This window comes from Microbacterium aoyamense (genome assembly GCF_023155855.1).
Classification (GTDB): domain Bacteria; phylum Actinomycetota; class Actinomycetes; order Actinomycetales; family Microbacteriaceae; genus Microbacterium; species Microbacterium aoyamense.
On sequence record NZ_JAKNUT010000001.1, the window covers coordinates 741102 to 766197 of the forward strand.

A 25096-nucleotide genomic window follows, 5' to 3' on the forward strand; every position below is an offset into this window, starting at 1 on the left:
GGCTCGGGACCGATCGGAGCGTCCGGTCAGCGGTCGGCGGCGAGCTGGAGCACCGTCTCGGCGAGGGACTGGATGCCGCGGGCCACGTCGCCCTCCGACACCGACTCGTCGGGGTGGTGGCTGATGCCGTCCGGATTGCGCAGGAACAGCATCCCGACCCCCGTCACCGCGCCGATCGCCATGCCGTCGTGGCCCGCGCGGCTGAAGATGACCGCGGGGTCCTCGGTCGTGGCGACGGTGGAGCGGATGCCTTCGCGCACGGCGTCCTGCAGGAGCGGCGCGCAGAACACGGCGGGCGCGCTGTGCACTTCGCGGGCGGTCCACCGCAGACCGCGGCGGCCCATGATGGCGTCGAGCTCGGCAGAGATCGCGCTCCAGACGCTGTCGCGCGCGCCGTCGAACTCGCCACGCAGATCGAGCGAGAGGCGCGCCTCGCCCGGCACGACGTTGACGGCACCGGGGTACGCCTCGAGCTGCCCGACCGTGCCGATGATGTGGTGCTCGGCGCGGCAGATCCGCTCGACGGCGAGCGCCGCCTCCGACGCCCCGAGCAGCGCGTCGCGACGCCGGTCGTAGGGCGTGCCGCCCGCGTGGCGGGCCTCGCCCTCGACGATCAGCTGGAAGCGCCGGGCGGAGGCGATGGATGACACGACCGCGAGCGATTCGCCGCGCTCGTCGAGCTCGGGTCCCTGCTCGATGTGCGCCTCGAGATAGCCGACGAGTTCGTCGGGCTGCCGCGCGGCTTCGCCGATGCGTCCGGGATCGAGTCCGAACTCGAGGAACGCCTCGCGCAGCGAGGTGCCTTCGGCATCCGTCAGCGACCACCAGCCGGGGTCCCATGCTCCGGCGACGGCCGACGATCCGAGCAGCGCCTTGCCGAAGCGCGTGCCCTCCTCGTCCGAGAACGCGACGACTTCGATCGCGAAGGGCAGGGTCGCGTCCCGCAGCAGCCGCACGACCTCGAGCGCCATGAGCACTCCGACGATGCCGTCGTAGCGCCCCGCGTCGGGCACCGTGTCGAGGTGGGAGCCGAGCATCAATGCGGCGGATGCGGGATCACCGACGCGTCCGAGCTGGTTGCCCGCGGCATCCTGTCTCGTCGTCATGCCGACCTCTCGCATCCACTCCGCCGCGAGGCGGTTGACCCGCGCGTGCTCGGGCGAGAGGTAGACGCGCTCGATCCCGCTCTGCGCGGCCGAGACCCGGGCGAGCTCGTCGCAGCGCGCCATGACCCGCCGCGCCGCCGCCGCGATCAGATCGCGAGAAGCGTCGAGCAGCGGCATCACGCGCTCCGGTACACGTCACGCGCCGCCTCGACGCCGCCACCGACCGGCACCGCCGCGCCGAAGCGCCGCAGCAGCGCCTCGAGCGCGGCGAGCGTCGTCATGACGGCATCCTCTCGCGCGTTGTAGCCCATCGTCCCGATGCGCCAGACGCGTCCGTGCAGGGGACCGAAAGAGGTGCCGATCTCGATGCCGTCCTCTTCGAGCAGCGCCGCGCGCGCGATGTCGCCCGGCACGCCCTCGGGGATCTCGACCGCGACGACGTTGTTCATCTTGTGCGCGATGTCGCCGAAGACCGTGAGGCCCAGACCCTGCACACCCGCGAGCATCGCAGTGCCGGCGATGCGGTGACGCTCGATGACGGCATCCCGCCCTTCGAGCAGCAGCACCCGGGCGCACTCGCGCGCGGCGTAGAGCATCGAGGTCGCCTCGGTGTGGTGGTTGAGCCGGCGCGGACCCCAATAGTCGAGGATCATGCCGAGGTCGAAGTAGTTCGAGCGCACGAAGTCGCGCGCCGACGGGTCGCCGGGTTCACGGATGCCGGCCTCGATCTTCTTCCGTGCCTGCACGACCTCGACGGCGCGGGGCGACAGCGTGATCGGCGACGAACCCGACGGCCCGCCGAGGCACTTCTGCAGCCCGGCGGTCGCAGCATCCAGTCCCCACGCATCAGCCTCGAAGGCGTTCCCGCCGAGCGAAGCGGTCGCGTCGCTGTAGAAGAGCACGCCGTGCCTCTCGCACAGCGCTCCGATCTCGTCGAGGGGCTGGTTCATCGTCGTCGAGGTGTCGCCCTGGACGAGCGCGAGCAGGGTGGGCTGCACGCGCACGATCGCCTCTTCGATCGCCGAGACCGGGAACACCTGACCCCACGGCACCTCGATCGTGTGCACCTCGGCGAGCGCGCGCTCGGCGATCTCGGCGAGGAGGTGCCCGAAGCGCCCGAAGATCGGCACGAGGACGCGGTCGCCGGGACGCACGAGCGAGACGATCGCCGCCTCGATGCCGGCGCGCGACGTGCCGTCGATGAGGAGCGTCGCGTCGTTCGTGGTGGCCCAGACGCCGCGATACAGCTCCTGCGTCTCGGTCATGGTCGCGGTCATGAACGGGTCGTACTGGCCCACGAGCGGCGCCGACATCGCTTCGAGGACGCTCGGGTAGGCGCCGATCGGGCCCGGCCCCATCAGCAGGCGCGGCGGCGGCGAGATCGGACCGGGAATCGTCATGACAGCTCCAGACGTGAGGCGAGGCGGCGGGCGAGCCGCACGAGTGCGATGTCGGTGCCCTCGCGTGACACGACGCACACGCCGACGGGGGCGGGTCCGAGCGTCGAGGGCACCGTGAGGAGGGGCGCCGAGACGGCGGGCAGCCCGCCGATCGCTGCGGGTGTGGTCATGCGCAGGGTCGCGGTGCGCAGGGCATCGACGCGCTCGCCGGAGCGCGTACGCAGCGGCGCGGGGCCGGGCACCGTGGGCATGATGAGCACGGCGCCCGCGACGAGATCGCGGACGCGGGTGCGCAGCACCTCGAGGGTGCGGCGGGCGGATGCCTCGTCGTCGGCGGTGATGGCGGATGCCACGCGGAACCGCTCGGCGACGGCCGCGCCGAGCGCGCTCGGGTGCGCCGAGACCCAGTCGCCGTTGTTGCGCCACGCCTCGGCGCCCTGCACGGTGCGGAACGGCACGAACCACTCGTCGAGGTCGCCGATGTCGGCCACCTCGACATCCAGCCCCGCGACGAAGGCCTCGAAAGCCACGCGCGTGTCGGGTTCGACGGCATCCATCACCTCCCGCGGCACGACGAAGCGCCACGGGAGCTCATCGGCGGATGCCCCGCGCACGCTCTCGGTCGTCTCGGAGCCGTCGTAGCTCAGGCACCAGTCCGCGACGCGCTCGAGCGTCTCGCCGTCACGCGTGAGCCAGCCGATCGTGTCGAACGACTGCGCGAGCGGCAGCATCCCCTGCCGCGGCACGAGCCCGTGCGTCGTGCGCAGGCCCCACAGCCCCTGGTACGACGCGGGCACGCGGATGGATCCGGCCGTGTCTGTCGCCAGGCCGATGTCGGCCTGCCCCGTCGCGACGGCCGTCGCGGGGCCGCTCGACGACCCGCCGGGCAGGGCACCCGGGAGCGCGCCGTTGGACGGGGTGCCGTAGTGGACGTTGTCGCCTGCGATGCTGTACGCGAACTCGTCGGTGCGGGCGATGCCGCGCAGCGATGCGCCCGCGCGGAGCAGGTCCGCGACGGCCGGCGCGGTCGTCGTCTCGGCGCGTGCTCCGTCGAGGTAGGTCGGGTTGCCCGCACCGATGCGATAGCCCTTGATCGCGAAGAGGTCCTTGACGGCGACCGTGAGACCCGCGAGGGCTCCTTCCCACGCGCCCTGCCACAGCGGCGAGCCGACCGTGCGCCACACCGACGTGTCGAGCGCCTGCGCGCGCGGAGTGACGTGCGCGGCCGTGATGAGCCACGTCCCGTCGATGCGCTGCCAGACCTGCGTCTGCAGGCCGGTGCCGCCGCCGGCGTAGCGCGACACCGACACCACGAGCGCAGCATCCTCACCCAGCGGTCGGTACTCGATCCGCTCGATCTCGCGTGCGGGAACCCCGCCGCGCAGACCGCGGAAGGCGGAGATCGCGTCGAAGCCGATGAGCAGGCCCGCGCCGTCGCCGCGAAGGGTCTCGGAGCCGGGCGCGAACGAGGCGTCCAGCACGTCGACGTCGTTCGCGACGATCGCCGCCTCGTATCGCTCGAAGGCGGCGCGCAGGTCGGCGGGGATCTCAGCCACGACCTGTCCCCTCGAAGTCCGCTTCGCGGATGCGGGCGTGCACGCCGCACACGATGTCGACGACCTGCGAGATGTCGAAGTCCGTCGCAGCGCTGAGGTACGCGTAGGCCAGGTGCTCGTCGAGACCCCAGCGGGCCTGCAGCAGATCGAGCGCCGCGCGCACGCAGTTGCGCATCGCCGCATTCAGGTCGGGATCGAGTCCCGTCGGCACGAGGAAGCCGTGCGCACGGGCGAGGGGCCCGAGCACGTCGCCGAACTCGGCGAGCGCCACCGCGCGCGGCACGACGTCGAAGCGCAACGTCGCGCGGAGGGATGCCTCGAGCGCTGTGAGCGCGACCTCACCGTCGCCCTGGGCGAAGTGCGGGTCGCCGACGTACGCGAGTGCTCCCTCGACCTGGACCGGGAGGTAGAGCACGGCTCCCTCGGTCAGCAGGTTGATGTCGATGTTGCCGCCGTGCGATCCGGGCGGGACGGAGTGGGGACGCTCGTCGGAGTCGACCGCCACGCCCATCGTGCCGAGGAACGGCGCGAGCGGGAAGGCGATGACGCGCTGCCCGCCCTCGACGACGGGGAGGAGCCCGACGAGCCCCTCCGGCCGGGACTCCACGGGAGTGAAGACGCTCACGTTGCCCGGGCCGCGCGGCAGCTCGCCCGGGAGTGCCCCCTTGCCGTGCCGATTCGAGATCACCCCGTAGGGCACGCGCGGCACGAGCGTCTCGACCGTGATCTTGAGCAGGTCTCCGGGGTGCGCGCCCTCGACGAACACGGGGCCGGTCACGACGTGAGGGCCGTCGACGGCCGGGTCGCGGGAAAGAGTCGCGGCGATCTCGACGGCGTCGTCGAGGACGGATGCCGCATCCACACCGTGGCCGGTGAAGTACGCGATCGGGTCCTTGCCCTGGTCTTCGAGCACTCCCTCGTGGCTGACGGTGTCGATCGTGACGCTCTCGCCTGCGGCGATCGTGAGCACGGGCGCGTCGGCGCGACACGGCAGACGCCCCCAGAGGACGGTCTCGGGCGTCGAGCGCAGGTAGTGGTCGCCCGGCACTGCGCCGGCCCCCGGCTGCAGGATCATCATGCTGTCATCCAATCCCATGTCGGTCAGCCTCGCGCCGAGAGAAGTCGTCCGCGCGGCTTGCCGCGGAATCGCGGGGATTCGCCCGCGCCGCCCTCGGTCACGTCGTAGATCCCGCGGCCGTGCAGCCACGTGCGGCGCACGCGTCCCGACAGGAGGCGGTGGTCGTAGGCCGTGATCGGGTTGCGGTGCAGCAGCGCGGCGGCGTCGATGGGGAACGCATCGTCGAGACCGAAGACCGTGAGATGCGCGGGCGCCCCGACCTCGATCACCCCCGCGCTCTCGAGACCCGCGACGCGCGCGGGCCCGGTCGTGAAGAGGGGCAGGATCGCCTCGAACGGGATGCCGCGGCCGCGCGCCTCGGTCCACACCGCCGACAGCCCCACCTGCAGACCCGCGATCCCACCCCAGGCGAGCCCGAAGTCGCCGCCACCCGACCGCTTGAGATCGACCGTCGACGGTGAGTGGTCGCTCACGATCGCGTCGATCGTGCCGTCGACCACGCCCTCCCACAGCAGATCGCGGTTCGCCGCCCCGCGGATCGGCGGGCAGCACTTGAACTCGGCCGCACCGTCGGGGATCTCCTCGGCCGTGATCGTGAGGTAGTGCGGACACGTCTCGACGGTCAGGGCGACGCCGTCGGCCTTCGCGGCGCGGATCGCGGGGAGGGACCTCGCGTCGCTGAGGTGCAGGATGTGGGCGCGCCCCCCCGTGCGCCGTGCCTCGGCGATGACGGCGTCGATCGCCGACGCCTCACTCTCGGGCGGGCGCGAGTCGAGGAACGCGCCGTACTCGCGACCGAGCGCGCCGTGGTCGTGCAGGAGAGCGGGGTCCTCGGCGTGCACGATGAGCCGCGAGCCGAGCGCCGCGATCTCCTCCATCGCCGCCGCGAGCTGCGTGCGATCGAGGTGACCGAACTCGTCGACGCCCGACGGCGAGAGGAAGCACTTGAAGCCGTAGACCCCCGCCTCGTGCACGGGCGCCAGCATCCCGAGATTCTCGGGCACCGCCCCGCCCCAGAACCCGACGTCGATGTACGCGGATGGCGTCGCCGCCGCCCTCTTGACCGCGAGATTCTCGACCGTCGTCGTGGGGGGAATCGAGTTGAGCGGCATGTCGACGATCGTCGTCACGCCGCCGGCCGCGGCGGCCAGCGTCGCCGAGCGGAAGCCCTCCCATTCGGTGCGACCGGGCTCGTTGACGTGCACGTGCGAATCGACGAGCCCGGGCAGCAGGACGGCGTCGTCGGGCACGATGATCGCCTTGCGCGGAGGGCCGGAGGGTGGATCGATTCCGGCGATCACACCGTGCTCGATCGTGACGTCCGCCGAGCGGAACGCGCCGTCGATCCAGGCCCGACCGGCCCGGATGCGGGTCGAGCCGCCCGACCGCAGCGATTTCGTCATGGCGCCAGCATCCCGCACTCGTGTCTCGCCCGAGGTGCCGCGGCATTTCGCCGAGGTAAACCTGCCCGCCGACGCGCAGTTTTTACACCCGGGTAACCGCACGCCGACGCGCCGTCGCTAGGTTGGGGCCGTGGCGGTGACGATCGACGAGTTCAACGGGATGGACGCCGCGGCGGCGCGCGCCCTCGTCTCGGTGTGGGCCGCCGTCCCGGTCTGGGCCGACGCTCTCGTCGCCGCACGTCCGTACTCATCGGCCGACGCGCTCGCGGAGGCGGCGGGCGCTCTCGCGGCGGGCTGGTCGCGAGACGACCTCGACGCCGCTCTCGCACATCACCCCCGGATAGGCGCTCGCGTGACCGGCGAGAACGCAGAGGCCACGGCATCCCGTTCCGAACAGGCCGCCATGAGGGATGCCGCAGCCGATGTGACGGCGAAGATCGCGGCCGGCAACGCCGCCTACGAGGAGCGATTCGGACGGGTGTTCCTCATCCGCGCGGCGGGTCGCTCCCCGGAGGAGATGCTGGTCGCGCTCGAGCGTCGGCTCGGCAACGACGATGAGGTCGAGGCCGCCGAGGCGACAGCCCAGCTGGCTGAGATCGCCCTCCTGCGCCTGCGCACCGACGTCACGGACGAAGGAGTCCCCTCATGAGCCACCTCACGACCCACGTGCTGGATGCCACGGCGGGAGCACCCGCCGTGAATGTCGTCCTCTCGCTCGCCCGCCATCTGCCCGGCGGGGGCACCGAGCCCGTCGCGCAGGGCTTCACCGACTCGGACGGGCGCGCGGCCCTCGGCCCCGACCAGCTCGAGCCGGGCATGTACGCGCTCACGTTCGGCACGGGGGCGTGGTTCGCGGACCGCGGCATCCCGACCTTCCATCCCCTCGTCACCGTGACCTTCACCGTCGAAGCGAACGATCGGCACCTGCACGTGCCGCTCCTGCTCAGCCCGTTCGCGTATTCGACCTACAGAGGGAGCTAGTCATGGTCTCAGTCAGCCTCGGCGCCAACAAGTACGGCAAGGCCGAGAACCGCGTCGTGCGCATCTACCGCGACACCCCCCGCCACGAGATCGTCGACCTCAACGTGACGTCGCAGCTGCGCGGCGCGGCGCTCGTCGACTCGTATCTCACGGGCGACAACGCCCTCGTCGTCGCGACGGACACGCAGAAGAACACCGCCTTCGCGTTCGCGAAGGAGCACGGCATCCCCTCGCCCGAGGAGTACCTGCTCACGCTCGGCGCGCACTTCACGGACGGCTTCGACTGGATCGAAGGCGGGCTGTGGCAGGCCGAGCAGTACGAATGGGAGCGCATCCTCGTCGACGGGCAACCCCACGATCATTCCTTCGTGCGCAAGGGACAGGGCACGAGGCTCGCGACCGTCCAGAAGATCGGAGGGGCGACGCACGTGACGGGCGGCGTGAAGGACCTCACGGTGCTGAAGTCGACCGGGTCGGAGTTCGCCGGGTTCCCGCGCGACGAGTACACGACCCTCGTCGAGACGAACGACCGCATCATGGCGACCTCGGTGACGGGGCGCTGGCGCTTCCTTCCCGAAGCCGTCGAGGCGGGCATCGACTACAACCGCCTGTACACCGACGTGCTCGGCGTCCTGCTCTCGACCTTCGCGACGGTGCATTCGCTCGCTCTGCAGCAGACGCTGTTCGCGATGGGCGCGGCCGCGATCGAGGCCCGCCCCGAGATCGCCGAAGTGCGCTTCGCGATGCCCAACAAGCACCACTTCGTCTACGACCTGTCGCCGTTCGGGCTCGAGAACCCGAACGAGGTCTTCTACGCCGCCGACCGACCCTATGGCCTCATCGAGGGCACGATCACGCGCGACGGCGCGGCACCCGCGCCGGACGCCTGGACCGACGTCCCGACGTTCGTCTGAGTCTCAGCGTGACGGGAGCAGGGATGCCGTGAACTCGAGCTTGTCGAGGACCGGCGCGGGGATCGTGAAGGGGTAGAGGTCGTCCTTGCCCATCGAGCGGTTGACGACGTTGAGCGCCGTGGACAGCGGCATCCACTCATCGACGACCAGCGCACGCATGCCGATGAAGGCATGTTCCTCGATCAGGCCGTACGCGATCGCCGTGTCGACGGTGTCGAAGATGTGCATCATGTGCGCCCACGTCTCGGCGAAGTCCTCGAACGGATGCATGGTCGCGTAGGTCGAGATGTGCGCGGTCGCCCAGTCGGCGGGCGCGCCCTCGACGTAGTGACGGTCGATCGCGTCCTGGTAGTCCTCGCTCTCGTCGCCGAAGAGCTCACGGAATCGCTCCAGCGTCGTGCCGTCCGTCACGAGCTTCCACTGGAAGAAGTGCCCGATCTCGTGGCGGAAATGGCCGAGCAGCGTGCGGTACGGCTCGGCGAGCTGCTCGCGGAGTCCCTCGCGATGCGCGGCGTCGCTCTCGGCCAGGTCGATCGTGATGACACCGTCGACATGCCCCGTCACGACGGGCTGCAGAGTGCTCGACAGCAGGTCGAAGGCGAGGCCGCCGAGCGATCCGCCGAGCCCGAGCCGGTCGAGCTCTACGAGCAGGTGCCGCTTGGCTCGCTCGGCGGGCACGAAGTTCGCGAGTCCTTCGAGGTCGGAATCGGCGGGCCGCACGCGCGTGAGATCGCAGCTGGAGCACTGCCCGCCCTCGAGCCGCGCGAGCCACGTGCAGCCGGATAGATTCAGATTGCGGCATACGTGCCAGATCAATCCCTCGGCGTCGACGTATCGGCCGACGGCATCCACCGGAACGATCTCGCGCTCCTCGCGTGAGAACCCGAGTGCGCTGCCGCACGTCACGCAGACCGAGTTCTCGAAGAACAGGGCTCCGCCGCACACGCGGCACTGGAACGACTTCATGCGGGCTCGGGCTCGGGCTCGAGAACGGGGGCGACGTCGACCGAGACCCGCAGGGTCGACTTCTTCGCCTTCGACCAGATGATGCCGCGCACGGGCGACACGTCGCCGTAGTCACGGCCCCAGGCGACCGTGATGTACCGCTCGTCGGCCCACGTGTCGTTCGTCGGATCGATGTGCAGCCATTCGCCTGACGCCGGCAGCCACACCGCGAGCCACGCGTGCGAGGCATCCGCCCCCACGACACGGGGCTTCCCCGGCGGCGGCTGCGTCGCGAGGTAGCCGCTCACGTAGCGCGCCGCGACGCCGTGACTGCGCAGGCACGCCAGCGCGACGTGCGCGAAGTCCTGACAGACCCCGGCGCGCTTGCGCATCGCATCGGCGACGGTGCTCGTGACGGTCGTCGCCTTGGTGTCGTAGTCGAAGTCGTGATGGATGCGGCGCATGAGGTCGGTCGCGGCCTCGCCGATCGGGCGACCCGGCGTCAGTGACACGGCGCCGTAGGCCGCGGCATCCGGAATCTGCGCCACACGGGGCGACTCGAGCGCGAACTCCGTCGCCGACCAGAGGTCCGGCCACGCGCCGCCTTCGAGGGGGCGGGACTGCTCCCACGGCCTCGCCAGCGCGCTCTCGTCGTACCGCGGTGCATCGACGGTCACATCACTCAGCGCGTCGATGACGAGGTGCTCGTGCGGGCTCGTGACGTGGAAGTAGGTCACGGCGTTGCCGAAATAGTCGACGTCGCGCGCGAGGTCGGCCGGGGCGGGATCCACCGTCACGGCGTGCGACGACAGCGTCTGCCACGGCAGCTCGCGCGGCCGCAGGTGATGGGTCCCGAGGCTGTTGCGCACGGGCTTGTCGTACACGTACTCGGTGCGGTGGCTGAGGCGGTACCTCACGAGCGGGTCATCTCTTCGATGAGCGACAGCGACGACATCTCGAGCGCGGGCGGACCGCCCTCGAAGTGCAGCTGCTCGATCGCGTGGCTGAGTCGCGCGACCGCACCCGACGTGTCGGAGAGGAACGCGGCGAGGGCATCGCGCACGCCGTCGTCGGAGCGCGCGGTGAGAACCATGACGGGGACCGACTCGATCGATCCGATGATCTCGTGCAGCAGCCGCTCCGGACGCGTCGACCCCGTTGAGTCGGGCATCGCCGCCAGGGACGCCTGCACGCGATCGAGCGAGAACGCGATCGAGCGCGGGTTGGCGGCATCCTTGACGAGGAGATCCAGGATGCTGCGCACGCGCCCGTAGCCGCGGTATCGCCGCCGGTGGGTCACGAGGCTCTCAGCCGCGAGCAGCACGCCGTCGAGCACATCGCGATCGGCGGTCTGCGACCGCGGCGACTCGGTCACGGCGGTCAGGAGCGTGCACACCTGCAGCGCTCGCTCGAGGTAGCGGCCCGCTTCGATCATGTGCCAACCGGTGTCGCGGATCATGCTCGCCGTCACGCCGTGCAGCGACAGGACGCCCGTGAGCATCTGCTCGGCGGCGTCCGCGACCGACGACGGGTGGGTGGACTCGCGCAGCGTCGCGATCGCCCGATCGGCGTAGCTGAAGACGCGCCAGGTGTCGCCGGACAGCTGGTCGCGCACACCCTCGAGCGCCGTGCGCATTCCCGAAAGGGCATGTGCCGCCGAGCCGGAGCGGTGCGCGTCGACGAGAGCGGAGCGCAGGTCGGCCTCGGCGCCGACCGATCGCGACCCGGCCAGCCGCCGGAGCACGGTCAAGAGCGCACCGGCCGCCGCGGAGCGGTCGCCACCCGGACGATCGACGAGGGCCTGCGCCGCAATGACGAGCCGGAGGGCGTCCTCGGCCCGCTCGGCGTAGCGTCCTGCCCAGTACATGTCCGCGAGCGCACGTGGTGCGAAGGCCGGGATCGAGGGCTCCATCGCGCGCGGGGAGGCCGTCGGCAGACCCTGATCGCTCTCGGAGGCATCAGCCTTGCGCACCCAGACGTCCTTCGTCAGCGGAGCGCCCGCGTCGTCCCGCGCCGTCGCGAGTCCACCCGCGAGCGTGCGGTACGCCGGGCCATGGCGGAGCGTGAACGCGCGGACGACGAGCGTGCGCGCCCGTGCCTCGCCGCCCGGCCCCCAGACGGGCGCCTGCGAGAGCGGCAGCCGCTCGATGCCGACGAAGCGGTAGGGATGCGCTCGGATCATCGCTTCGAGGTCGTCCCCAGGCACGGCGCGTCCCGCGAGAGTCCGCACGAGGATCGACTCGGGGTCGCGTCGGAGCCGCTCCAGGACCTGATCGAGGCCGCCGTCGCCGCACCACCACGCCGGCGCCGCGGGCAGACGCAGCTGCTCGCCGAGCAGGCGCTCGCACGCCGCGGGCAGGAACGGCAGCAGAGCCGGATTCTCGAGCACTCCGGCGCCCAGGCCGTTGACGACGCGTACGCGCCCGCGCCTGACGGCCTCGACGAGCCCCGCGACGCCGAGCCGCGAATCGCCGCGCAGTTCGAGGGGATCCGACCACTCCGAGTCGACGCGGCGCAGGATGACGTCGACCCGATCGACGGGCTTCGAACGCGGCCAGCGCGGCGGTTTGATCCACACGCTCCCCTCGCTCACGACGAGGTCGCTGCCCTGCACGAGCGGGAAGCCGAGGGAGTTCGCGATGAAGGCCTGGTCGTACGCCGTCTCGGAGTGCGTCCCCGGCGACAGCACCACGACGCGAGGATCGGTGTCGTCCACGGCGGCGCACTGCAGCAGCGCATCGCGGAAGGCCGCGAAGAACGGTTCGAGTCGGTGCACATCGGCCTCGCGGTAGAGCTCGGGCAGCAGGCGCGAGACGACCGAGCGGTTCGTCATGGCGTAGCCCAACCCCGACGGAGCCTGCACCCGGTCGGCGAGCACGCGCCATTCGCCGTCCGCGTCGCGGCCGAGATCGGTCGCCGTCATGAGGAGCGGGTGCGTCGTCCCGACACTCGGCCGTGCGACGGCGCGGATGAACCCGGGGTGGGCGACGATCGCCGCGGCGGGGATCACCCCGTCGGCGAGCAGGCGCTGCTCGCCGTAGACGTCGGCCATGATCGCGTTCAGAAGCTCGGCGCGCTGCGCGAGCCCTGTCTGCAGGCTGTTCCACGTGGATGCCTCGAGCACGAGCGGGAACGGGTCGAGCCGCCACGGCCGCGCCCCGTCTCGGTGCGTGTAGGTGACGCCGTCGTCGGCCAGAGCGCGCGCGATCTCGGCATCCACTCTCGCGATCTCGGAGGACGTGAGATCCAGCGTCGCCGATGCGATCGACTTCCACGCAGGTCGCAGCGTGCCCTCGGGCCCGATCACCTCGTCGAAGCGCGACACGGCCCCCGTCGGATCGTCCGACAGGGGAAGCAGCGGCGCTTGCGTGAGTCCCGCCGCGTAGTCGTGGAGCACACTCACCGGGGCGGGACCCTCCGCAGGTCGAGCGTGTGCGGGTAGTCGCTCGTCGCGGCGCGGCGCCCCGCCTCGCGCATCGCGGCGATGTCGAGGCGACCCGGCGTGTGACCGCGCGTCTCGAAGCGGCTCGCTCGGCGAGCCTCGGCCTCGTTCGCGTTGATGGGCGGGTGGTCGTACGACCGGCCGCCGGGGTGCACGACGTGGTAGGTCGCGCCGCCGAGGCTCGTCTCGGCCGCGATGTCGACGACCTCGAAGGCGAGCGGCGCGTGCACGGGGATCGACGGATGCAGCGCCGACCACGGCTGCCACGCGCGGTAGCGCACACCGGCGTAGTACTCGCCGAGGTGTCCTGTCGGGGTCAGAGGCACAGGTATACCCTGGCACGTCACGAGGTGACGGGCCGGGTCGACGCCCCGCACGCGCACCTGGATGCGCTCGACCGACGAGTCGACGTACCGCGACGTGCCGCCCGCCGTCGCCTCTTCGCCGAGCACGTGCCACGGCTCGATCGCCTGACGCAGCTCGAGTTCGATGCCGTCGATCCGCGTCATCCCGATCCGCGGGAACCGGAACTCCGTGAAGGGGTCGAGCCACGTCTCCTCGAAGGCGATCCCGAAGGCCCGGAGGTCGGCGACGACCGATTCGATGTCGGCCGTTGCGCCCTGGGGCAGCAGGAAGTCCTCGTGCAGGCGCGTGCCCCACCGCACGAGCGGTGCCGTGTAGGGCTGCTCCCAGAACATCGCGACGAGGCTGCGCACGAGCAGCGCCTGCACGAGCGCGAGTTCGGGATGCGGCGGCATCTCGAAGCCGCGCAGCTCGAGCAAGCCGAGGCGCCCCCGCGACGAGTCCGGGCTGTAGAGCTTGTCGATGCAGAACTCGGCGCGGTGCGTGTTGCCGGTGAGGTCGGTGAGCAGGTGACGGAACGCGCGGTCGACGGTCCACAGCGGCGCGCCGTCTTCGCCCGAAAGCCGGATCACCTCGGCGAGGGCGATCTCCATCTCGTAGACCGCCTCGGGGCGACCCTCGTCGAAGCGGGGCGCCTGACTCGTCGGGCCGATGAAGCGTCCCGAGAAGAGATACGAGAGCGAAGGATGCCGCTGCCAGTACGCGATGAGGCTCGCGAGCAGATCGGGGCGGCGCAGGAGCGGTGAATCGGCCGGTGTCGTGCCGCCGAGTGTGATGTGGTTGCCGCCGCCCGTGCCGGTGTGCAGGCCGTCGAGGTCGAACTTCTCGGTCGCGAGGCGGCTCCGCCGAGCCAGGTCGTAGAGCGTGCGAGTGAGGTCGCGCTGGTCTGCCCAGGACGACGTCGGCTGCACGTTCACCTCGATGACGCCGGGGTCGGGCGTCACGACGAGCTGTGTCAGCCGGGCGTCCGGCGGCGGACCGTAGCCCTCGAGTACGACGGGCACAGCGGCGAAGGTCGCCGCGCGTTCGATGACCGCGAGCAGCGACGCATACGCCTCGAGCGTCGTCGTCGGCGGCAGGAAGACGAAGACGTGACCGTCGCGCGCCTCGACGGCGATCGCCGTGCGCGGTGCGCCGTCGGGGCTCACGACCTGGACGTTCGGAATGCCGGCGACGAGTGGTTCGCCGGCTTCGAGGTACGACGGCTCGCCGGGATGCTCGGGGTCCACCCACGAGATGGAGTCCAGCGGCAGGCGGGCGCCGATCGCGCTCGTCCCGGGCGTCAGGACGAGGCGGCCACGGCGGAACCGCCAGGCGGGGCTCGTCCAGGCGTCCTCGGTCGTGATCGGGAGCACCCATCCGGCCGGCTTCTTCTCCTCGGCGTCGAGCGATGCGACCTCGGCGGGCTCCTCGCCGGGCTTCGACCCCTCGGGCTTGCGCACCTCGGCGGCGAGCGCGGCGAGCGGATCCTCGTATGCGGGGATCAGCTGGGATGCCGGCAGCCCGAGCGACGCCGCGATGCCCCGGGCGACCACCTCGGCGTCGTAGCGGGCCGTCGTCGACTCCGACGTCGCCCACGGATCGTCGAGGAGTGCCGGATCGCTCCAGAGCGGCACGCCGTCCGTCCGCCACTGCAGCGCGATGTTCCAACGCGGCAGAGGCTCGCCCGGGTACCACTTGCCGTCGCCGCGGTGCACGACGCCACCCCGCGCGAAGACCTCGCGCAGCTTCTCGGCGAGCTCGGTCGCGAGAGCGCGCTTGTGCTCGCCGTCGGCGGTCGTGTTCCACTCCTTGGCCGTCGCGTCGTCGAGCGCGACGAAGGTCGGCTCGCCGCCCATCGTGAGCCGCACATCGCCCTGGCGCAGCCGCTCGTCCACGGCCTCGCCGAGCGCATCGATGCGCTCCCATTGGTGCTCGGTGTACGGCTTCGTCGTGCGCGGATCCTCGTGCACGCGCCGGACCTCGTTGCGGAAGTCGAACTCGACGTCCACGCGACCGGTGGTCCCCTCGATCGGTGCCGCGGTCGAAGGGTGGGGCGTTGCCGAGAGCGGAATGTGGCCCTCGCCCGCGAAGAGGGCGCTCGTGGCATCCATCCCGATCCACCCGGCGCCCGGGATGAAGACCTCTGCCCACGCGTGCAGGTCGGTGAAGTCGGCCGCGGGTCCGGAAGGACCGTCGAGGGATGCCTGGTCCGCCGCGAGCTGCACGAGATAGCCCGACACGAATCGGGCGGCGAGGCCGTACTTGCGCAGCAGGCTCACGAGCAGCCAGGCCGAGTCACGGCACGAGCCGATTCCGCGCGCGAGCGTCTCATCGGGCGACTGCACCCCGGGCTCCATGCGCACGTCGTAGGCGACCGCGCTGTTGACGGCGCGGTTGAGGTTTGCGAGGAACGTCACCGTCGGCACGCCGTCGTCGGGGAGCGGCGGGAGCCCGTGCATCCACGTCCCCGTCTCGACGCTCTCGTCGACCGGGGCGCGATACGGCGCGAGGTCGTCGGCGAGCTCGGGCGGGTACGCGAACGGGAAGCGCTCGGCGTACTCCTCGATGAAGAAGTCGAACGGGTTGATCACCATGAGGTCGGCGACGAGTCCGACCGTGATCTCGAGGTGGCTGACCTTCTCGGGGAACACGACGCGCGCGACCCAGTTGCCGAAGGGATCCTGCTGCCAGTTGACGAAGTGCTCGGCAGGACTGATCTGCAGCGAGTACGCGTCGATCGGCGTTCGCGTATGCGGCGCAGGACGCAGCCGGATGAGATGCGGATGCACCGTGACGGGATGCGCGAACCGATAGCCCGTGTAGTGCTCGAGCGCGACCTTGACCGACATGGCACAACTGTGCCCTATTCCTGTTGCGGGAGGGTTACGTAGTCTGAGCCCGTGATCATCGCCCTGTTCCGCCGCAGGCTCCGCGAAGGTGCCACGTTCGAGTCGTTCATCACCGCGTGGGAGGCCGACAAGGGGTTCGGTGTTCCGGCCCGCGTGTTCAACGCCGTCTCGCTCGAGGACCCGCGCGAAGTGCTCTCGGTCGGCTTCGTCGACATCGCCGCCACCGATCTCGGTGACGCCGCCGGGAAGGTGAGCGAGCAGGAGGCGGTGCGGCATTCCCGCATCGACGACGTCGTCGAGCAGACGGTGCTCCACTCCTTCTACGACCTGCGCACCGAGCACGATTTCTCCTTCGACCCGCACGCGGTCGAACTGGGATCGGCGGCGAGCCTGCTGTCATCCCTCGTTCCGCCCGCGTCGGACATGGAGCAGATCGCCGAGCGGTTCATCGCGGCGTTCAACGCGGGCGACTTCGCCGGCCTGCGCGCGTTGCTGGATGACGGGCTGACCGCCTTCGTCACGACGGATGACGGGCAGGAGTCGCAGCTCCAGGGCGGAGATGCCTACGTGGATTCGCTGCGCCAGATGCTGACCAGCGCACCGGTCGAGTACGAGATCTCGCTCACGCAGCGTCCTGTCGCGATCGATGACCACCAGGTGCTCATCATGATCGAGGTGCGCGCCGCCCGTCGCGGGCGCACGCTGCACAACTATTCGTCGCAGCTGTTCACGATCGAGCGCGGCGTGATCACGACGATCCGGATGACGGATGCCAAGCCCGCCGAGAGCTCGGAGTTCTGGTCGGCCTAGCGATCCCCTGAGTCAGGAGTCCCACCGCATCGCGATGGGTGAGAGGGTGGTCCACGCAGTGGCCTGGCCGCTATGGTCGGCTCATGACGGAGAGACTGGTCGAGAAACTCGCCGCGTCCGTACCTTCTTGGGGCGCCCGCGTCGCATACGGAGAGAAGTCCACGGTGGGAGGGCAGGACGTCGTCCCCGTCGCGATCGTCGCGTTCGGGTTCGGCGCCGGGGAGGGGTCTGGCGAGACCCCCGTGACCGAGAAGCTGCCCCAGGGCAAGGGCGAGGGCTCGGGCGGTGGCGGCGGCGGGATCGCACTGCCCATTGGCGCATACGTCAACGGCCCGAGTGGGGCAGTCTTCAAACCCAATGCAATTGCCCTCGTGCTCGCGGTCACACCGATCGTGATGTGCGTGACCGCCGCCATCGCGGGTGTGTCCGCGGTGCGAAGCGCCGCCAGGGTCGGGACTCGCTTTGCCGGGGCGGCAGAAAACTTCGCCCCGTTGCGCATCTTTGGCGCGCGGCGTACTCGCTCGAATCCATAGACCGGTCGGATCCTCATACGGGCGATGCACGGCGAGGGGACCGTGCCGTGCATCGCGACCGGCCAGCCCGGTGGCTCAGGCCTCGACGAGAGAGGGTCAGAACTCGGCCGACGTTGACAAGAGTGGTTTCTTGGACTTGCGAGGAGGGTCAGACATACGGCGGCGAATCACCAGCCGAGGAATTGCCCCGCCAAGTGCAGGAGGCCAGCAGCAGCGACATCGCTCGTGATCCCAGTCCCGATCGCCGTGGCACCATTACCGAGAGCGCTTCCGAGCTTCTGGAGCTTCGACTTCTTCGTGGGCGGTGGATCATCCCCAGTGATGATCGCCATTGCCTGGACCGCGGCCTTCGGATCAGCCAGAAGATCGACGAGAGCTCGGGCCAAGCTCTCGATGTCATCCTTCGTGACGGTCGCTGACTGGCTGATACCGGTCCCCTGCGCGACGTTCGCGACGTCACCGTAGATGTGATTGACGTTGACCATCACCGCACGATCGACAGCGGGATCGGCCTTTGTTGGCCCGCCGACTTCCCCGGCGCGAGGGTCCGCGGACTGAAGATCAAGTGCGAGCTCGAGCGCCTTGGTCCGCACACTCTCGACGACAGAACGCAAGGCGGCGGGCGTGACGACACGATGCGCGGAGTAGACCCCCATCATCTCAAAGCGCGGTACCGCATCCTTCTGAACGAGTTTGTTGTAGTGCGCGAGCGCAGTACCATCCCATGCGATCCCAAGTTCGTCCTGCTTCGATGACAGCTCCTCGATCTCCGGTATCCCCTGAAGAAATCGATCCTCGAACAGCGGGTGCATGTAGTCGGGCGTGCCGACTTGCGTCAAGATGCTGGTCGCGCTCGATCCGAAGGGCCCTGCCCAGACAGCTCGCACGGTGGCAGCGAAGGGGCCGCGGTAAGTAGGAAGGGAGGCGCCGGGTTCATACCCATCAAGCTCGGCACGCACCCACGCCGTGAGCTCGTTCGCGCCAACACGGTGCGCCACCGTCTGCACCTTCCGAAGAAGGTTGGTGGTCGTGACGGAATCAGATGATGCGCCGTCAATTATCTCGTCGAGTAGACCCACCCACGGATGCTATCGACTACGGCCGACAGTACCCGCGGGCGCCTGTCCCGCCGGTACCCGCCCGCCCCCCGGAGGTACAGCTACCGCGATCCCTGAACGGGCCTTGCGCGGATCGGGGCCGCTTCGTTCGGTTCGTCCCTGGCGTCAAGGCACAGCCGACCCGGATTGTGAGTATTCGCGGTCTTGAGCGCCACTGCCCAGTCGGGCAGACCGTCGTCGTCGGGTCGACTTCGCGGACGCGTCAGGACTCAATCTCGAGCGCGGCTGTCACAGGACGCTTCGGCGGGAGGAAACCGTATCGACCGACACCGCGCTTCTTTGTAAAAACGACATCCACCGCCGCAGGACCGAGTGGCTCAGTCGGATCGAGGTTCTCCATCACGATTATCTGGCCGTCAAAATTCCGCTGGATGTCGCGATAGAAGTCGCCAACAATCCCTGTCGGCAGCGATTCATCGAGCAACGCCGGCGAGTCCACGTCGGGCGGTCGGTAGGTGACAAGCGGCGAGTCGAGCACGACGAAGCCGGGGTGAGCGATGTCGCGGTCGAAGCAGTACTGCGCGAGACCGACTGTGAACGCGGCGTGGAGAATCGCGCGAACGCCCTTGCCATGCGCGGAACGATACTGGTCGTCCGCGAGGATGTCTTGCACTGCGCGGTCGTAATGGACGGAAGACGCATCTGGGTACCCCCAGGCCTCGAGTCTCTTGGCGATCTCGCTGGAGAATTCGCGTAGAGCAGTGAGGTTCAGCCCGTCGGTTATGACACTGGCATCAGTCTGGGTTGTGTCGATGATCGCGTTTCTCAGTCGGATCAGTTCTGAAGACTGCGCGTACAGCGCCAGCGACTTCTCGATGTCGCTCTTGACCGCGATCAGTTCACGCAGCGCGCCGTTACCAGGACTCAGGTCCTCATCGAGAGCCCGCAAGCTGTCCGCCAGCGCTTCCGACTCGACGGAAGCGTCATGTCGAGTGGATCGGGCCTCGTCACCACGTCTTGTCAGCTCATCGAGTGTGATGGCGAGATCTGCTCTGAGCGCCATGGTCTTGGCGATCTCAGCATCGACCGACTCCTCGAATGCGGTCCCATCGGCGCCGTGTGCATCGTTGTAGTGCTGGTCGGAAAACTCCGCGCCACAGAATTGACACGTCCCCGGTGTGAAGAAGCCGAGAAGTGCGCCGGCCTCTCGAATCGTCGCGAGTCTCTCCAGATCAGAGTCATACAGCCTGCTGAGTAAGGCGAACCGACTCTGAAGTGCCCCGACCTCGGCGAGCTCCGTCCGCGCGCCCCGCGCCTTCTCCTGCAATGCGCGGAGCCGATCCGCGAGGGCGGAGCGCTCCGCGAGGAGCACTCCGACTGTAGAGGTCTGGTCCTCAATCGAGCCATTCAAGCGTGCCAACTGATCGCTCAGCTGACTTTCCTCTGGGATCTCGGCGAGCTTCGCCTCAAGGTCGCCGAGAAGCTGGTCGATCACCTCAACCTTCGCCCCGTTGGTGCGAGCGCTCGCGGATGCGCCCTTTGAGGCCACGATGGAGGAATCATCCTCGGCCTCTAGGAGGAGTTTGAGTGTGGAGATCTCCTTCGTCTTGGTCGTGTACTGGCCGGTGATCGCGGGCGGCACATCGGATTGCATCGTCGTTTCGTCGATGATGCAGAAGTGAGCGAGGTCTCGGAAGCTCAGCGAAACCGTGACGCCCTGAGCGTTCTTGCGAATCAATGCCTGCTCAAGGTCGAGTTGCTTGAGAAGGAACATTGAGAGGTTGGTCTCGTTCTTCGGGTTGTGCTTCGCCGCCAGATCTTCGTTGGAGACCGGGAGCGGGCCACTTCTGATGTCGGAGCGAAAGAGCGAAAAGGCGCCCCCAGCAGCGCCCCGCGACAGCGTCACTACCTCCCCTGATGGAAGCTCGAGGCCGAGCAGAACTGTTGAGTAGCCGGTTCGCTCGGGGATCTCCTTTAGCGACTTCGCACCGAGCATGTAGTCGATCGCCTCGACAATGAAGGACTTGCCGGTGTCTGACGGACCGCGCACGAGTGTAAGCCCCGCGCCGAACTCCACGGTCGAGAGCGGTACGTTTGGGCCCCAGAGCGTGATATGGACTAGCCTCAGCCGACTCATATGTGTTGCTCCTCACCTGCGAAGTTCTCGAACTCCTCCGCCCACCGACCGGACACTTCTCGGATCGCCGAACGAATCTCCTCGTCCGACAGCCCCCTGAATCGACCAACCACCCATCGCGCCCGTTCGGCGAGCGCACGAGCGTATGACGTTTCCAACAGGCTGAGGAACGGGTGCGCGCCCTCCGCCGCAATGAAGTGAATCCCGCCCGCGACTGCGCCCATCTCCACCAGGTCAACCCGTGTGAGCACTTCGAGCCCGTGCGTGAGCTGCTGCCTCTTGACTCCGAGCTCACTGGAACGAATCGGGACCGGCGGGTGGAGGCTCGGCGGCCCTCCGAGATCCTCGCTATGCAGTAGCCCGTGATCCAGCAGGACCAGTTGGTTCAGATCCAGGCTGTCCGGGTATGCCTCGGCGAGAAGGGTCAGGACTCGAACGGCCGTCTCCAAAGGTCCATTGAGGGGGCTGAGCATCACTCGACTCGCATCCAGGTCAGCCGGTCCTCGTTCGCGAGTTGATGGCAGATTCCCTTGCGGTCATCGGTCTGAGAGATCGTGGTGAGAGCGTGCGAGCTCAGATCGATCTGCGTGGAGGCCTGGAGGACCTGCGTGAGTCGGTCCATCGAGGTGGCGTGGTCTGCCTCGGCAACTTCGATGACCCCGGAATGTACGTCGTCCTGCAGGGCCTCGAAGGTTCCGGGCGGGACAGCGTCACGCGCGTGCAGTCGCAGAGACTCGGCCGAGTAGAACGACTCACGCTGACGCTGGAAGTGGACGGCCAGCCTGGAGTGCGTACGGATCGTCTCGAGCGTTAGGTCATCGGATGGTCGGGACTCGCGGTACACCTCCATGAGCTGTGCAACGTAGCGCGTCTCGGATTCGTGAATGGCATCGGGAGCACGCTTGGTTGTCGGGCGGGGCGGAAGCGGCCCGCCAAACCTGGCGACGTAGTATGCGGTTGCCCGATGCGTCTCGATGGCGTCGACCAGCTCAATTGACACAAACATCGCGAAGTCAGTTGCGGCGGCGAGCGTTCGTACTCGCTCCCGCAACTCCTGCTTGAGGCCCGCCGCCGCGCTCTTCGCGTTGTCCAGCTCCTTCAGAAACTTCTCACGCAGCTCGGTAGGCCTGCTGAGAAGACGGTTGAGAGCGGTGCCGCACCCTTTCGGCGCCAGGAACGCGTAGCGGTCGGGGCGCTGATAGTGACCTTCTTCAACCCCGACAAAGACCTTGAGCATCTCCGGGAACGCATCGGACCACGCCAGGGGATTCGCGTAGTGCTTCCCCTGGAAGCAATCCCAGCTTCCTTCAAAGCCCTCGCTCGTCCTGAAGGCGGCGACGTCCGCGCCCTTGTCGTTCGAACCACCGAGCCGCTTGATCTGGACGTAACTTGGGTGCAGTGCTGTCGCCCACTCCCGGATGAAGTGCTCCCACTCCTCTGGGGAGTAGAACGCGATTCGTTGCGCAGGCGTGACGGGAGGACCCGCTACGGAAACGGGCGCGCTTGGCGGTTCGGGGGCGTCAAGGTCACTGAGCAACGGTGGACTGAAAAGTATGGAGGCAGCAAGGGGTTGCTCGTCTACCAAGTCGGCAGCCTCCTGTCTGTCTTACCAATGTCGGTAACCCGAAGCTCCACTCGGCCCCACGCCGAGTTCGGTTCAGCCTACTTGGCGGTGCGCGCTGGCTCAGGTGTTGGGCGGCGCGTTCGGCAGTGCCGTTCAGGCAACTGGCGCGCGTGTACTTCGAGCGTTGAGTCGGATCCGATTCGATGGCTGCGTGGCTCCGACGTCGCCCTCGAGCGGTCGAGTCCGCGCTAGCTCCGCGAGAGTGGAAGCGCTGACTGGCGGAGCTACGGTGGACGTGGACACCTTCTCGAGAGCATGGGGGCTACGGATGGATGAGCGCATTCGACGTGTAGGCGAGTTCGTTGGAGACGCTCTGCAGGAGGGTGCGCGGCAGGCGAAAGCCGAAATCCGCGACAGCGCCCATCGAGAAGGGTTCACCAGTGCCGCGGGCATAACTCTGCGCCGCGTGGAGCATGAGCTCGACGCTTTGAGGAAGCGCATGAAGGGCGAGGGCCCAAAGTTGACTCAGGCGGATCTGGCGGTCTACGCGGAGCTGGAAGAGCTGAGGGCCGACATAGAGGCGGAATTCGACCGGTACTGGCGCGGAAGCGGCATCGACTGGCGGCCGCGGAAGCCCGTCGCACAAGGAGTCGTCAGGCGCGTCCACGAACCCGAGGGCCTAGACGGTCTCAACTGAGCCGCTGTCACTGAGCCGGAATCAGGCAGCGTCGCGGATCAGAAGGCCCGGCGGTGCGGGGGTGCGCCATGCTCGGCGGATGCCGGTCCACACTCGGGCTGTTGGGTGAGGACTATTGACGCCGTGCGGTTGTCGCACATCGCGGGCTCGAAGTGGTGGCAGCTCAGCGTTCGGAGTAGGTGACACGTTCTGACCGAAAGAGCAGGTTGGGATGTTCATGGCGAATCCATCCCGCGCTGTCCCAGAACCCTCTGGACTCGGCATTGTCGTTGAGCGCCGTCAACCTCGGTAGTGGGAACAAGTCGCGAATCGTGCGGAGCACATCCCGACCTACGCCGTGGCCCCGCGCCGATACTGCGACCTCCAGCGCGAGAATGTCGAGCTGCCCGTGCGGCATCTTCCCGAGCAGGGGATGGGACTGGGGCGATACGTCCAGAACGAACTTGCATCGAGCCACTTCGGTGCCTCGTAGTTGACCTGACAGCCAATGCTCGGATTCGCTAACCGATTCTTCTGGCCTCCACCACGGCTTCACGAACTCGCTCGACGGTTCGAACAGGTGCCAGTACCTGCGCTTCTTCCGCGGATGGACCTCCGTAAGGGACAGTTGGTCGGCGCTCATGCTCTTGACGGTATCGGCACCGGGCCCGCGAGCCGGTCGTTGTGCGGGCGGCTCCGCGCCACCTTTCGTGGTCCCGAGGCCGACCGTCATCCGATGCCCGAATACACCGCCCGGCCCGCTGACCGATGGCGACGCCCTGTGCGTGCACGCACAGCGGAGATCGCGGGGTCGTTCGACCCACCTGGCGTGTCGAGGATCGAACGCCATACGATCCGAAAGACGACGCCGAAGAGGGGACTTGCAGATGCCGGAACGCACTCTCGAGCTGCCGGACGTGGATCTCGTCTACGACGTGCACGGGCCGCTCCCCACATCTGACGGTCGGCCGCCGTTGATGCTGATCGGGCAGCCGATGGGTGCGAGCGGGTTCCAGGCGCAGGTGCCGCTCTTCGAAGACCGCACCATCATCACCTACGATCCACGCGGCCTGGGTAGGAGCACGCGCAAGGACGGCAAGGTGACGAACGAGCCCGAGGTCCAGGCGGGCGACGTACACGCGATCATCGAGGCGTTGGATGCCGGTCCCGTCGACATGCTCGCCAGCAGCGGCGGGGCGGTGACCGCGCTCGCGTTGGTCACAGCGCATCCCGAAGACGTCGCGACGCTCGTCGCGCATGAGCCGCCGATAGATTGCGTGCTGCCGGATGCCGCTGCCGTCCAAGAGGCTCGCGAGGCCTACACGCGGCTGTACAACGAGAAGGGATGGGGTGCCGGGATGGCCGGGTTCATCGCTCTCACCTCGTGGGAAGGCGAGATCAACGACGAGTACCTCGCCCAGCCGGCACCGCCTCCGGAGGCATTCGGCATGCCGAGCGGAGACGACGGCAAGCGGGACGATCCCCTCCTGTCGGATCGGTCCTGGGCCGTCACCCACTACCAGCCCGACCTCGACGCCTTGCGCGCGGCACCCACGCGCATCGTTGTCGCCGTCGGTGAGGAGTCCGTGAAGGTCTACACCGGCCGGACGGCCTTAGCGCTGGCCGAGCGTCTCGGCCAGGAGGCGACGATCTTCCCCAGCCATCACGGCGGCTTCATGGGCGGCGAGTTCGGCTACGCCGGCCAGCCGGAGGCGTTCGCGGCCCGACTCCGCGAGGTCTTGGACCAAGACTGATCGGTTGCTCGACCGCGACGAGCGGGCTGTCGGGCTCGGTGATCCCGCCCACAGGTCGTCGGGCGTCGGTCGCGTATACGTTTCGACTCGGTGTCGAAGTCGTCATGATGGCTCCGACACACTGAGAGGGCCGCATCCGGCGGCCGGAATCGGAGAAGCAGATGAAGTACCTCATCCTCGTCCACAACAACCCGGCCGTCATCGAGCTGTTCGCCGGCATGACCGACGCCGAGCGTTCGGCGGCGTACCAGATTTACTGGGACGTCGAGTCCGACCTCGAGGCCACGGGCGAGCTGGTCGACTCGAAGGCGCTCGACACCAGCGCCCAGAAGCTCGTGAGCCGTGGACCGGGCGGTCCGCTGGTGACGGATGCTCCGCTGCCCGAGGTCACCGAAGTCGTGTCGGGGTACTACCTCGTCGATGTCGTCGACGAAGCGCGCGCCGTCGAGATCGCCGCGCGGTTCCCCGAAGCGGCGGTCGCGAGCGGAGTCGGTCTGGCGCGAGTCTGGACGGAAGCGGACTTCGAGGCCAACACGTGAGCCGCT

The 25096-nt window shown here is 68.8% G+C and carries 22 protein-coding genes; 8 read left to right on the forward strand and 14 right to left on the reverse strand.

The window, feature by feature from the left end; all coding sequences use genetic code 11:
- Positions 1 to 26: 26 nt before the first annotated feature.
- The 5 genes from MA876_RS03960 to allB are packed head-to-tail and all read right to left on the reverse strand — an operon-like array spanning position 27 to position 6543.
- Positions 27 to 1283, reverse strand: coding sequence for an allantoate amidohydrolase (locus tag MA876_RS03960; RefSeq protein WP_248146272.1), 1257 nt, complete (start codon positions 1281 to 1283; stop codon positions 27 to 29).
- Positions 1283 to 2506, reverse strand: a complete 1224-nt coding sequence (locus tag MA876_RS03965; protein WP_248146273.1) for a pyridoxal-phosphate-dependent aminotransferase family protein — start codon at positions 2504 to 2506, stop codon at positions 1283 to 1285. The genes MA876_RS03960 and MA876_RS03965 overlap by 1 nt, the downstream gene beginning before the upstream one ends.
- Entirely contained in the window at positions 2503 to 4062 is a 1560-nt protein-coding gene (locus MA876_RS03970; RefSeq protein WP_248146274.1) for an AtzH-like domain-containing protein, read from the reverse strand. The genes MA876_RS03965 and MA876_RS03970 overlap by 4 nt, the downstream gene beginning before the upstream one ends.
- Positions 4055 to 5158, reverse strand: a complete 1104-nt coding sequence (locus MA876_RS03975) for an acetamidase/formamidase family protein (RefSeq protein ID WP_372491484.1) — start codon at positions 5156 to 5158, stop codon at positions 4055 to 4057. Before MA876_RS03975 ends, MA876_RS03970 begins: the two co-directional genes overlap by 8 nt.
- A gap of 5 nt (positions 5159 to 5163) precedes the next feature.
- A complete protein-coding gene (gene allB, locus MA876_RS03980; RefSeq protein ID WP_248146276.1) occupies positions 5164 to 6543 on the reverse strand; it encodes an allantoinase AllB in 1380 nt (459 codons plus the stop codon).
- 130 nt (positions 6544 to 6673) lie between these two features.
- Here allB and uraD point away from each other — a divergent pair, with 130 nt between their 5' ends.
- Genes uraD through pucL form a run of 3 tightly spaced genes read left to right on the forward strand, consistent with a single transcriptional unit; the run spans position 6674 to position 8438 of the window.
- The gene (gene uraD / locus MA876_RS03985; RefSeq protein WP_248146277.1) at positions 6674 to 7192 is read left to right on the forward strand and encodes a 2-oxo-4-hydroxy-4-carboxy-5-ureidoimidazoline decarboxylase; all 519 of its coding nucleotides are present in this window, start codon (positions 6674 to 6676) and stop codon (positions 7190 to 7192) included.
- Positions 7189 to 7524 carry a hydroxyisourate hydrolase gene (gene uraH / locus MA876_RS03990; protein WP_248146278.1) on the forward strand — a complete coding sequence of 112 codons (336 nt, stop codon included), beginning with the start codon at positions 7189 to 7191 and terminating at the stop codon, positions 7522 to 7524. The genes uraD and uraH overlap by 4 nt, the downstream gene beginning before the upstream one ends.
- A gap of 2 nt (positions 7525 to 7526) precedes the next feature.
- Positions 7527 to 8438 carry a factor-independent urate hydroxylase gene (gene pucL, locus MA876_RS03995; RefSeq protein WP_248146279.1) on the forward strand — a complete coding sequence of 304 codons (912 nt, stop codon included), beginning with the start codon at positions 7527 to 7529 and terminating at the stop codon, positions 8436 to 8438.
- Positions 8439 to 8441: 3 nt separating this feature from the next.
- Here pucL and MA876_RS04000 read toward each other — a convergent pair whose 3' ends face one another.
- Genes MA876_RS04000 through MA876_RS04015 form a run of 4 tightly spaced genes read right to left on the reverse strand, consistent with a single transcriptional unit; the run spans position 8442 to position 16019 of the window.
- Positions 8442 to 9404 carry a zinc-binding metallopeptidase family protein gene (locus MA876_RS04000; RefSeq protein WP_248146280.1) on the reverse strand — a complete coding sequence of 321 codons (963 nt, stop codon included), beginning with the start codon at positions 9402 to 9404 and terminating at the stop codon, positions 8442 to 8444.
- Positions 9401 to 10300: a transglutaminase family protein gene (locus tag MA876_RS19245; RefSeq protein ID WP_248146281.1), complete on the reverse strand. Its 900-nt coding sequence runs from the start codon at positions 10298 to 10300 to the stop codon at positions 9401 to 9403. Before MA876_RS19245 ends, MA876_RS04000 begins: the two co-directional genes overlap by 4 nt.
- Entirely contained in the window at positions 10297 to 12786 is a 2490-nt protein-coding gene (locus MA876_RS04010) for a circularly permuted type 2 ATP-grasp protein (RefSeq protein WP_248146282.1), read from the reverse strand. The genes MA876_RS19245 and MA876_RS04010 overlap by 4 nt, the downstream gene beginning before the upstream one ends.
- Positions 12783 to 16019, reverse strand: a complete 3237-nt coding sequence (locus MA876_RS04015) for a transglutaminase family protein (protein ID WP_248146284.1) — start codon at positions 16017 to 16019, stop codon at positions 12783 to 12785. The genes MA876_RS04010 and MA876_RS04015 overlap by 4 nt, the downstream gene beginning before the upstream one ends.
- Before the next feature lie 51 nt (positions 16020 to 16070).
- Here MA876_RS04015 and MA876_RS19250 point away from each other — a divergent pair, with 51 nt between their 5' ends.
- Positions 16071 to 16829 carry a nuclear transport factor 2 family protein gene (locus MA876_RS19250; protein WP_248146285.1) on the forward strand — a complete coding sequence of 253 codons (759 nt, stop codon included), beginning with the start codon at positions 16071 to 16073 and terminating at the stop codon, positions 16827 to 16829.
- Positions 16830 to 16912: 83 nt separating this feature from the next.
- A complete protein-coding gene (locus tag MA876_RS04025) occupies positions 16913 to 17362 on the forward strand; it encodes a hypothetical protein (RefSeq protein WP_248146287.1) in 450 nt (149 codons plus the stop codon).
- Between the two features lie 167 nt (positions 17363 to 17529).
- Here MA876_RS04025 and MA876_RS04030 read toward each other — a convergent pair whose 3' ends face one another.
- The 4 genes from MA876_RS04030 to MA876_RS04045 all read right to left on the reverse strand — a co-directional run bounded on the left by MA876_RS04030 (position 17530) and on the right by MA876_RS04045 (position 22094).
- The gene (locus MA876_RS04030; RefSeq protein WP_248146289.1) at positions 17530 to 18441 is read right to left on the reverse strand and encodes an AbiTii domain-containing protein; all 912 of its coding nucleotides are present in this window, start codon (positions 18439 to 18441) and stop codon (positions 17530 to 17532) included.
- 241 nt (positions 18442 to 18682) lie between these two features.
- Complete coding sequence (locus MA876_RS04035) at positions 18683 to 20557, reverse strand: ATP-binding protein (RefSeq protein ID WP_248146291.1); 1875 nt, start codon at positions 20555 to 20557, stop codon at positions 18683 to 18685.
- Entirely contained in the window at positions 20554 to 21030 is a 477-nt protein-coding gene (locus MA876_RS04040) for an ABC-three component system middle component 2 (protein WP_248146293.1), read from the reverse strand. The genes MA876_RS04035 and MA876_RS04040 overlap by 4 nt, the downstream gene beginning before the upstream one ends.
- Complete coding sequence (locus MA876_RS04045) at positions 21030 to 22094, reverse strand: ABC-three component system protein (RefSeq protein WP_248146295.1); 1065 nt, start codon at positions 22092 to 22094, stop codon at positions 21030 to 21032. Before MA876_RS04045 ends, MA876_RS04040 begins: the two co-directional genes overlap by 1 nt.
- A 355-nt stretch (positions 22095 to 22449) precedes the next feature.
- On the opposite strand from MA876_RS04045, the gene MA876_RS04050 reads away from it, so the two are divergent.
- On the forward strand, positions 22450 to 22818 hold the full coding sequence (locus MA876_RS04050) for a hypothetical protein (protein ID WP_248146297.1): 369 nt from the start codon (positions 22450 to 22452) through the stop codon (positions 22816 to 22818).
- Positions 22819 to 22981: 163 nt separating this feature from the next.
- On the opposite strand, the gene MA876_RS04055 is transcribed toward MA876_RS04050, so the two are convergent.
- Positions 22982 to 23440, reverse strand: a complete 459-nt coding sequence (locus MA876_RS04055) for a hypothetical protein (RefSeq protein ID WP_248146299.1) — start codon at positions 23438 to 23440, stop codon at positions 22982 to 22984.
- A 244-nt stretch (positions 23441 to 23684) separates the two neighbouring features.
- Between MA876_RS04055 and MA876_RS04060 the strand changes: the two genes are divergently transcribed.
- Together MA876_RS04060 and MA876_RS04065 are read left to right on the forward strand one after the other, a co-directional pair.
- The gene (locus MA876_RS04060; protein ID WP_248146301.1) at positions 23685 to 24551 is read left to right on the forward strand and encodes an alpha/beta fold hydrolase; all 867 of its coding nucleotides are present in this window, start codon (positions 23685 to 23687) and stop codon (positions 24549 to 24551) included.
- A 161-nt stretch (positions 24552 to 24712) separates the two neighbouring features.
- Positions 24713 to 25090, forward strand: coding sequence for a YciI family protein (locus MA876_RS04065; protein ID WP_248146303.1), 378 nt, complete (start codon positions 24713 to 24715; stop codon positions 25088 to 25090).
- The last annotated feature ends 6 nt before the right edge of the window (positions 25091 to 25096 follow it).

Excerpts from the sequence above, each read along its gene's own strand:
- MA876_RS03975 (WP_372491484.1), bottom strand. The coding sequence starts at position 5,158 with ATGGGATTGGATGACAGCATGATGATCCTGCAGCCGGGGGCCGGCGCA.
- MA876_RS04055 (WP_248146299.1), bottom strand. The coding sequence starts at position 23,440 with ATGAGCGCCGACCAACTGTCCCTTACGGAGGTCCATCCGCGGAAGAAG.
- MA876_RS03965 (WP_248146273.1), bottom strand. The coding sequence starts at position 2,506 with ATGACGATTCCCGGTCCGATCTCGCCGCCGCCGCGCCTGCTGATGGGG.
- pucL (WP_248146279.1), top strand. The coding sequence starts at position 7,527 with ATGGTCTCAGTCAGCCTCGGCGCCAACAAGTACGGCAAGGCCGAGAAC.
- MA876_RS04015 (WP_248146284.1), bottom strand. The coding sequence starts at position 16,019 with ATGTCGGTCAAGGTCGCGCTCGAGCACTACACGGGCTATCGGTTCGCG.
- MA876_RS04040 (WP_248146293.1), bottom strand. The coding sequence starts at position 21,030 with ATGCTCAGCCCCCTCAATGGACCTTTGGAGACGGCCGTTCGAGTCCTG.
- MA876_RS04050 (WP_248146297.1), top strand. The coding sequence starts at position 22,450 with ATGGATGAGCGCATTCGACGTGTAGGCGAGTTCGTTGGAGACGCTCTG.
- MA876_RS04000 (WP_248146280.1), bottom strand. The coding sequence starts at position 9,404 with ATGAAGTCGTTCCAGTGCCGCGTGTGCGGCGGAGCCCTGTTCTTCGAG.
- MA876_RS04060 (WP_248146301.1), top strand. The coding sequence starts at position 23,685 with ATGCCGGAACGCACTCTCGAGCTGCCGGACGTGGATCTCGTCTACGAC.
- MA876_RS04065 (WP_248146303.1), top strand. The coding sequence starts at position 24,713 with ATGAAGTACCTCATCCTCGTCCACAACAACCCGGCCGTCATCGAGCTG.
- uraH (WP_248146278.1), top strand. The coding sequence starts at position 7,189 with ATGAGCCACCTCACGACCCACGTGCTGGATGCCACGGCGGGAGCACCC.
- MA876_RS04035 (WP_248146291.1), bottom strand. The coding sequence starts at position 20,557 with ATGAGTCGGCTGAGGCTAGTCCATATCACGCTCTGGGGCCCAAACGTA.
- MA876_RS03960 (WP_248146272.1), bottom strand. The coding sequence starts at position 1,283 with ATGCCGCTGCTCGACGCTTCTCGCGATCTGATCGCGGCGGCGGCGCGG.
- MA876_RS04025 (WP_248146287.1), top strand. The coding sequence starts at position 16,913 with ATGACGGAGAGACTGGTCGAGAAACTCGCCGCGTCCGTACCTTCTTGG.
- allB (WP_248146276.1), bottom strand. The coding sequence starts at position 6,543 with ATGACGAAATCGCTGCGGTCGGGCGGCTCGACCCGCATCCGGGCCGGT.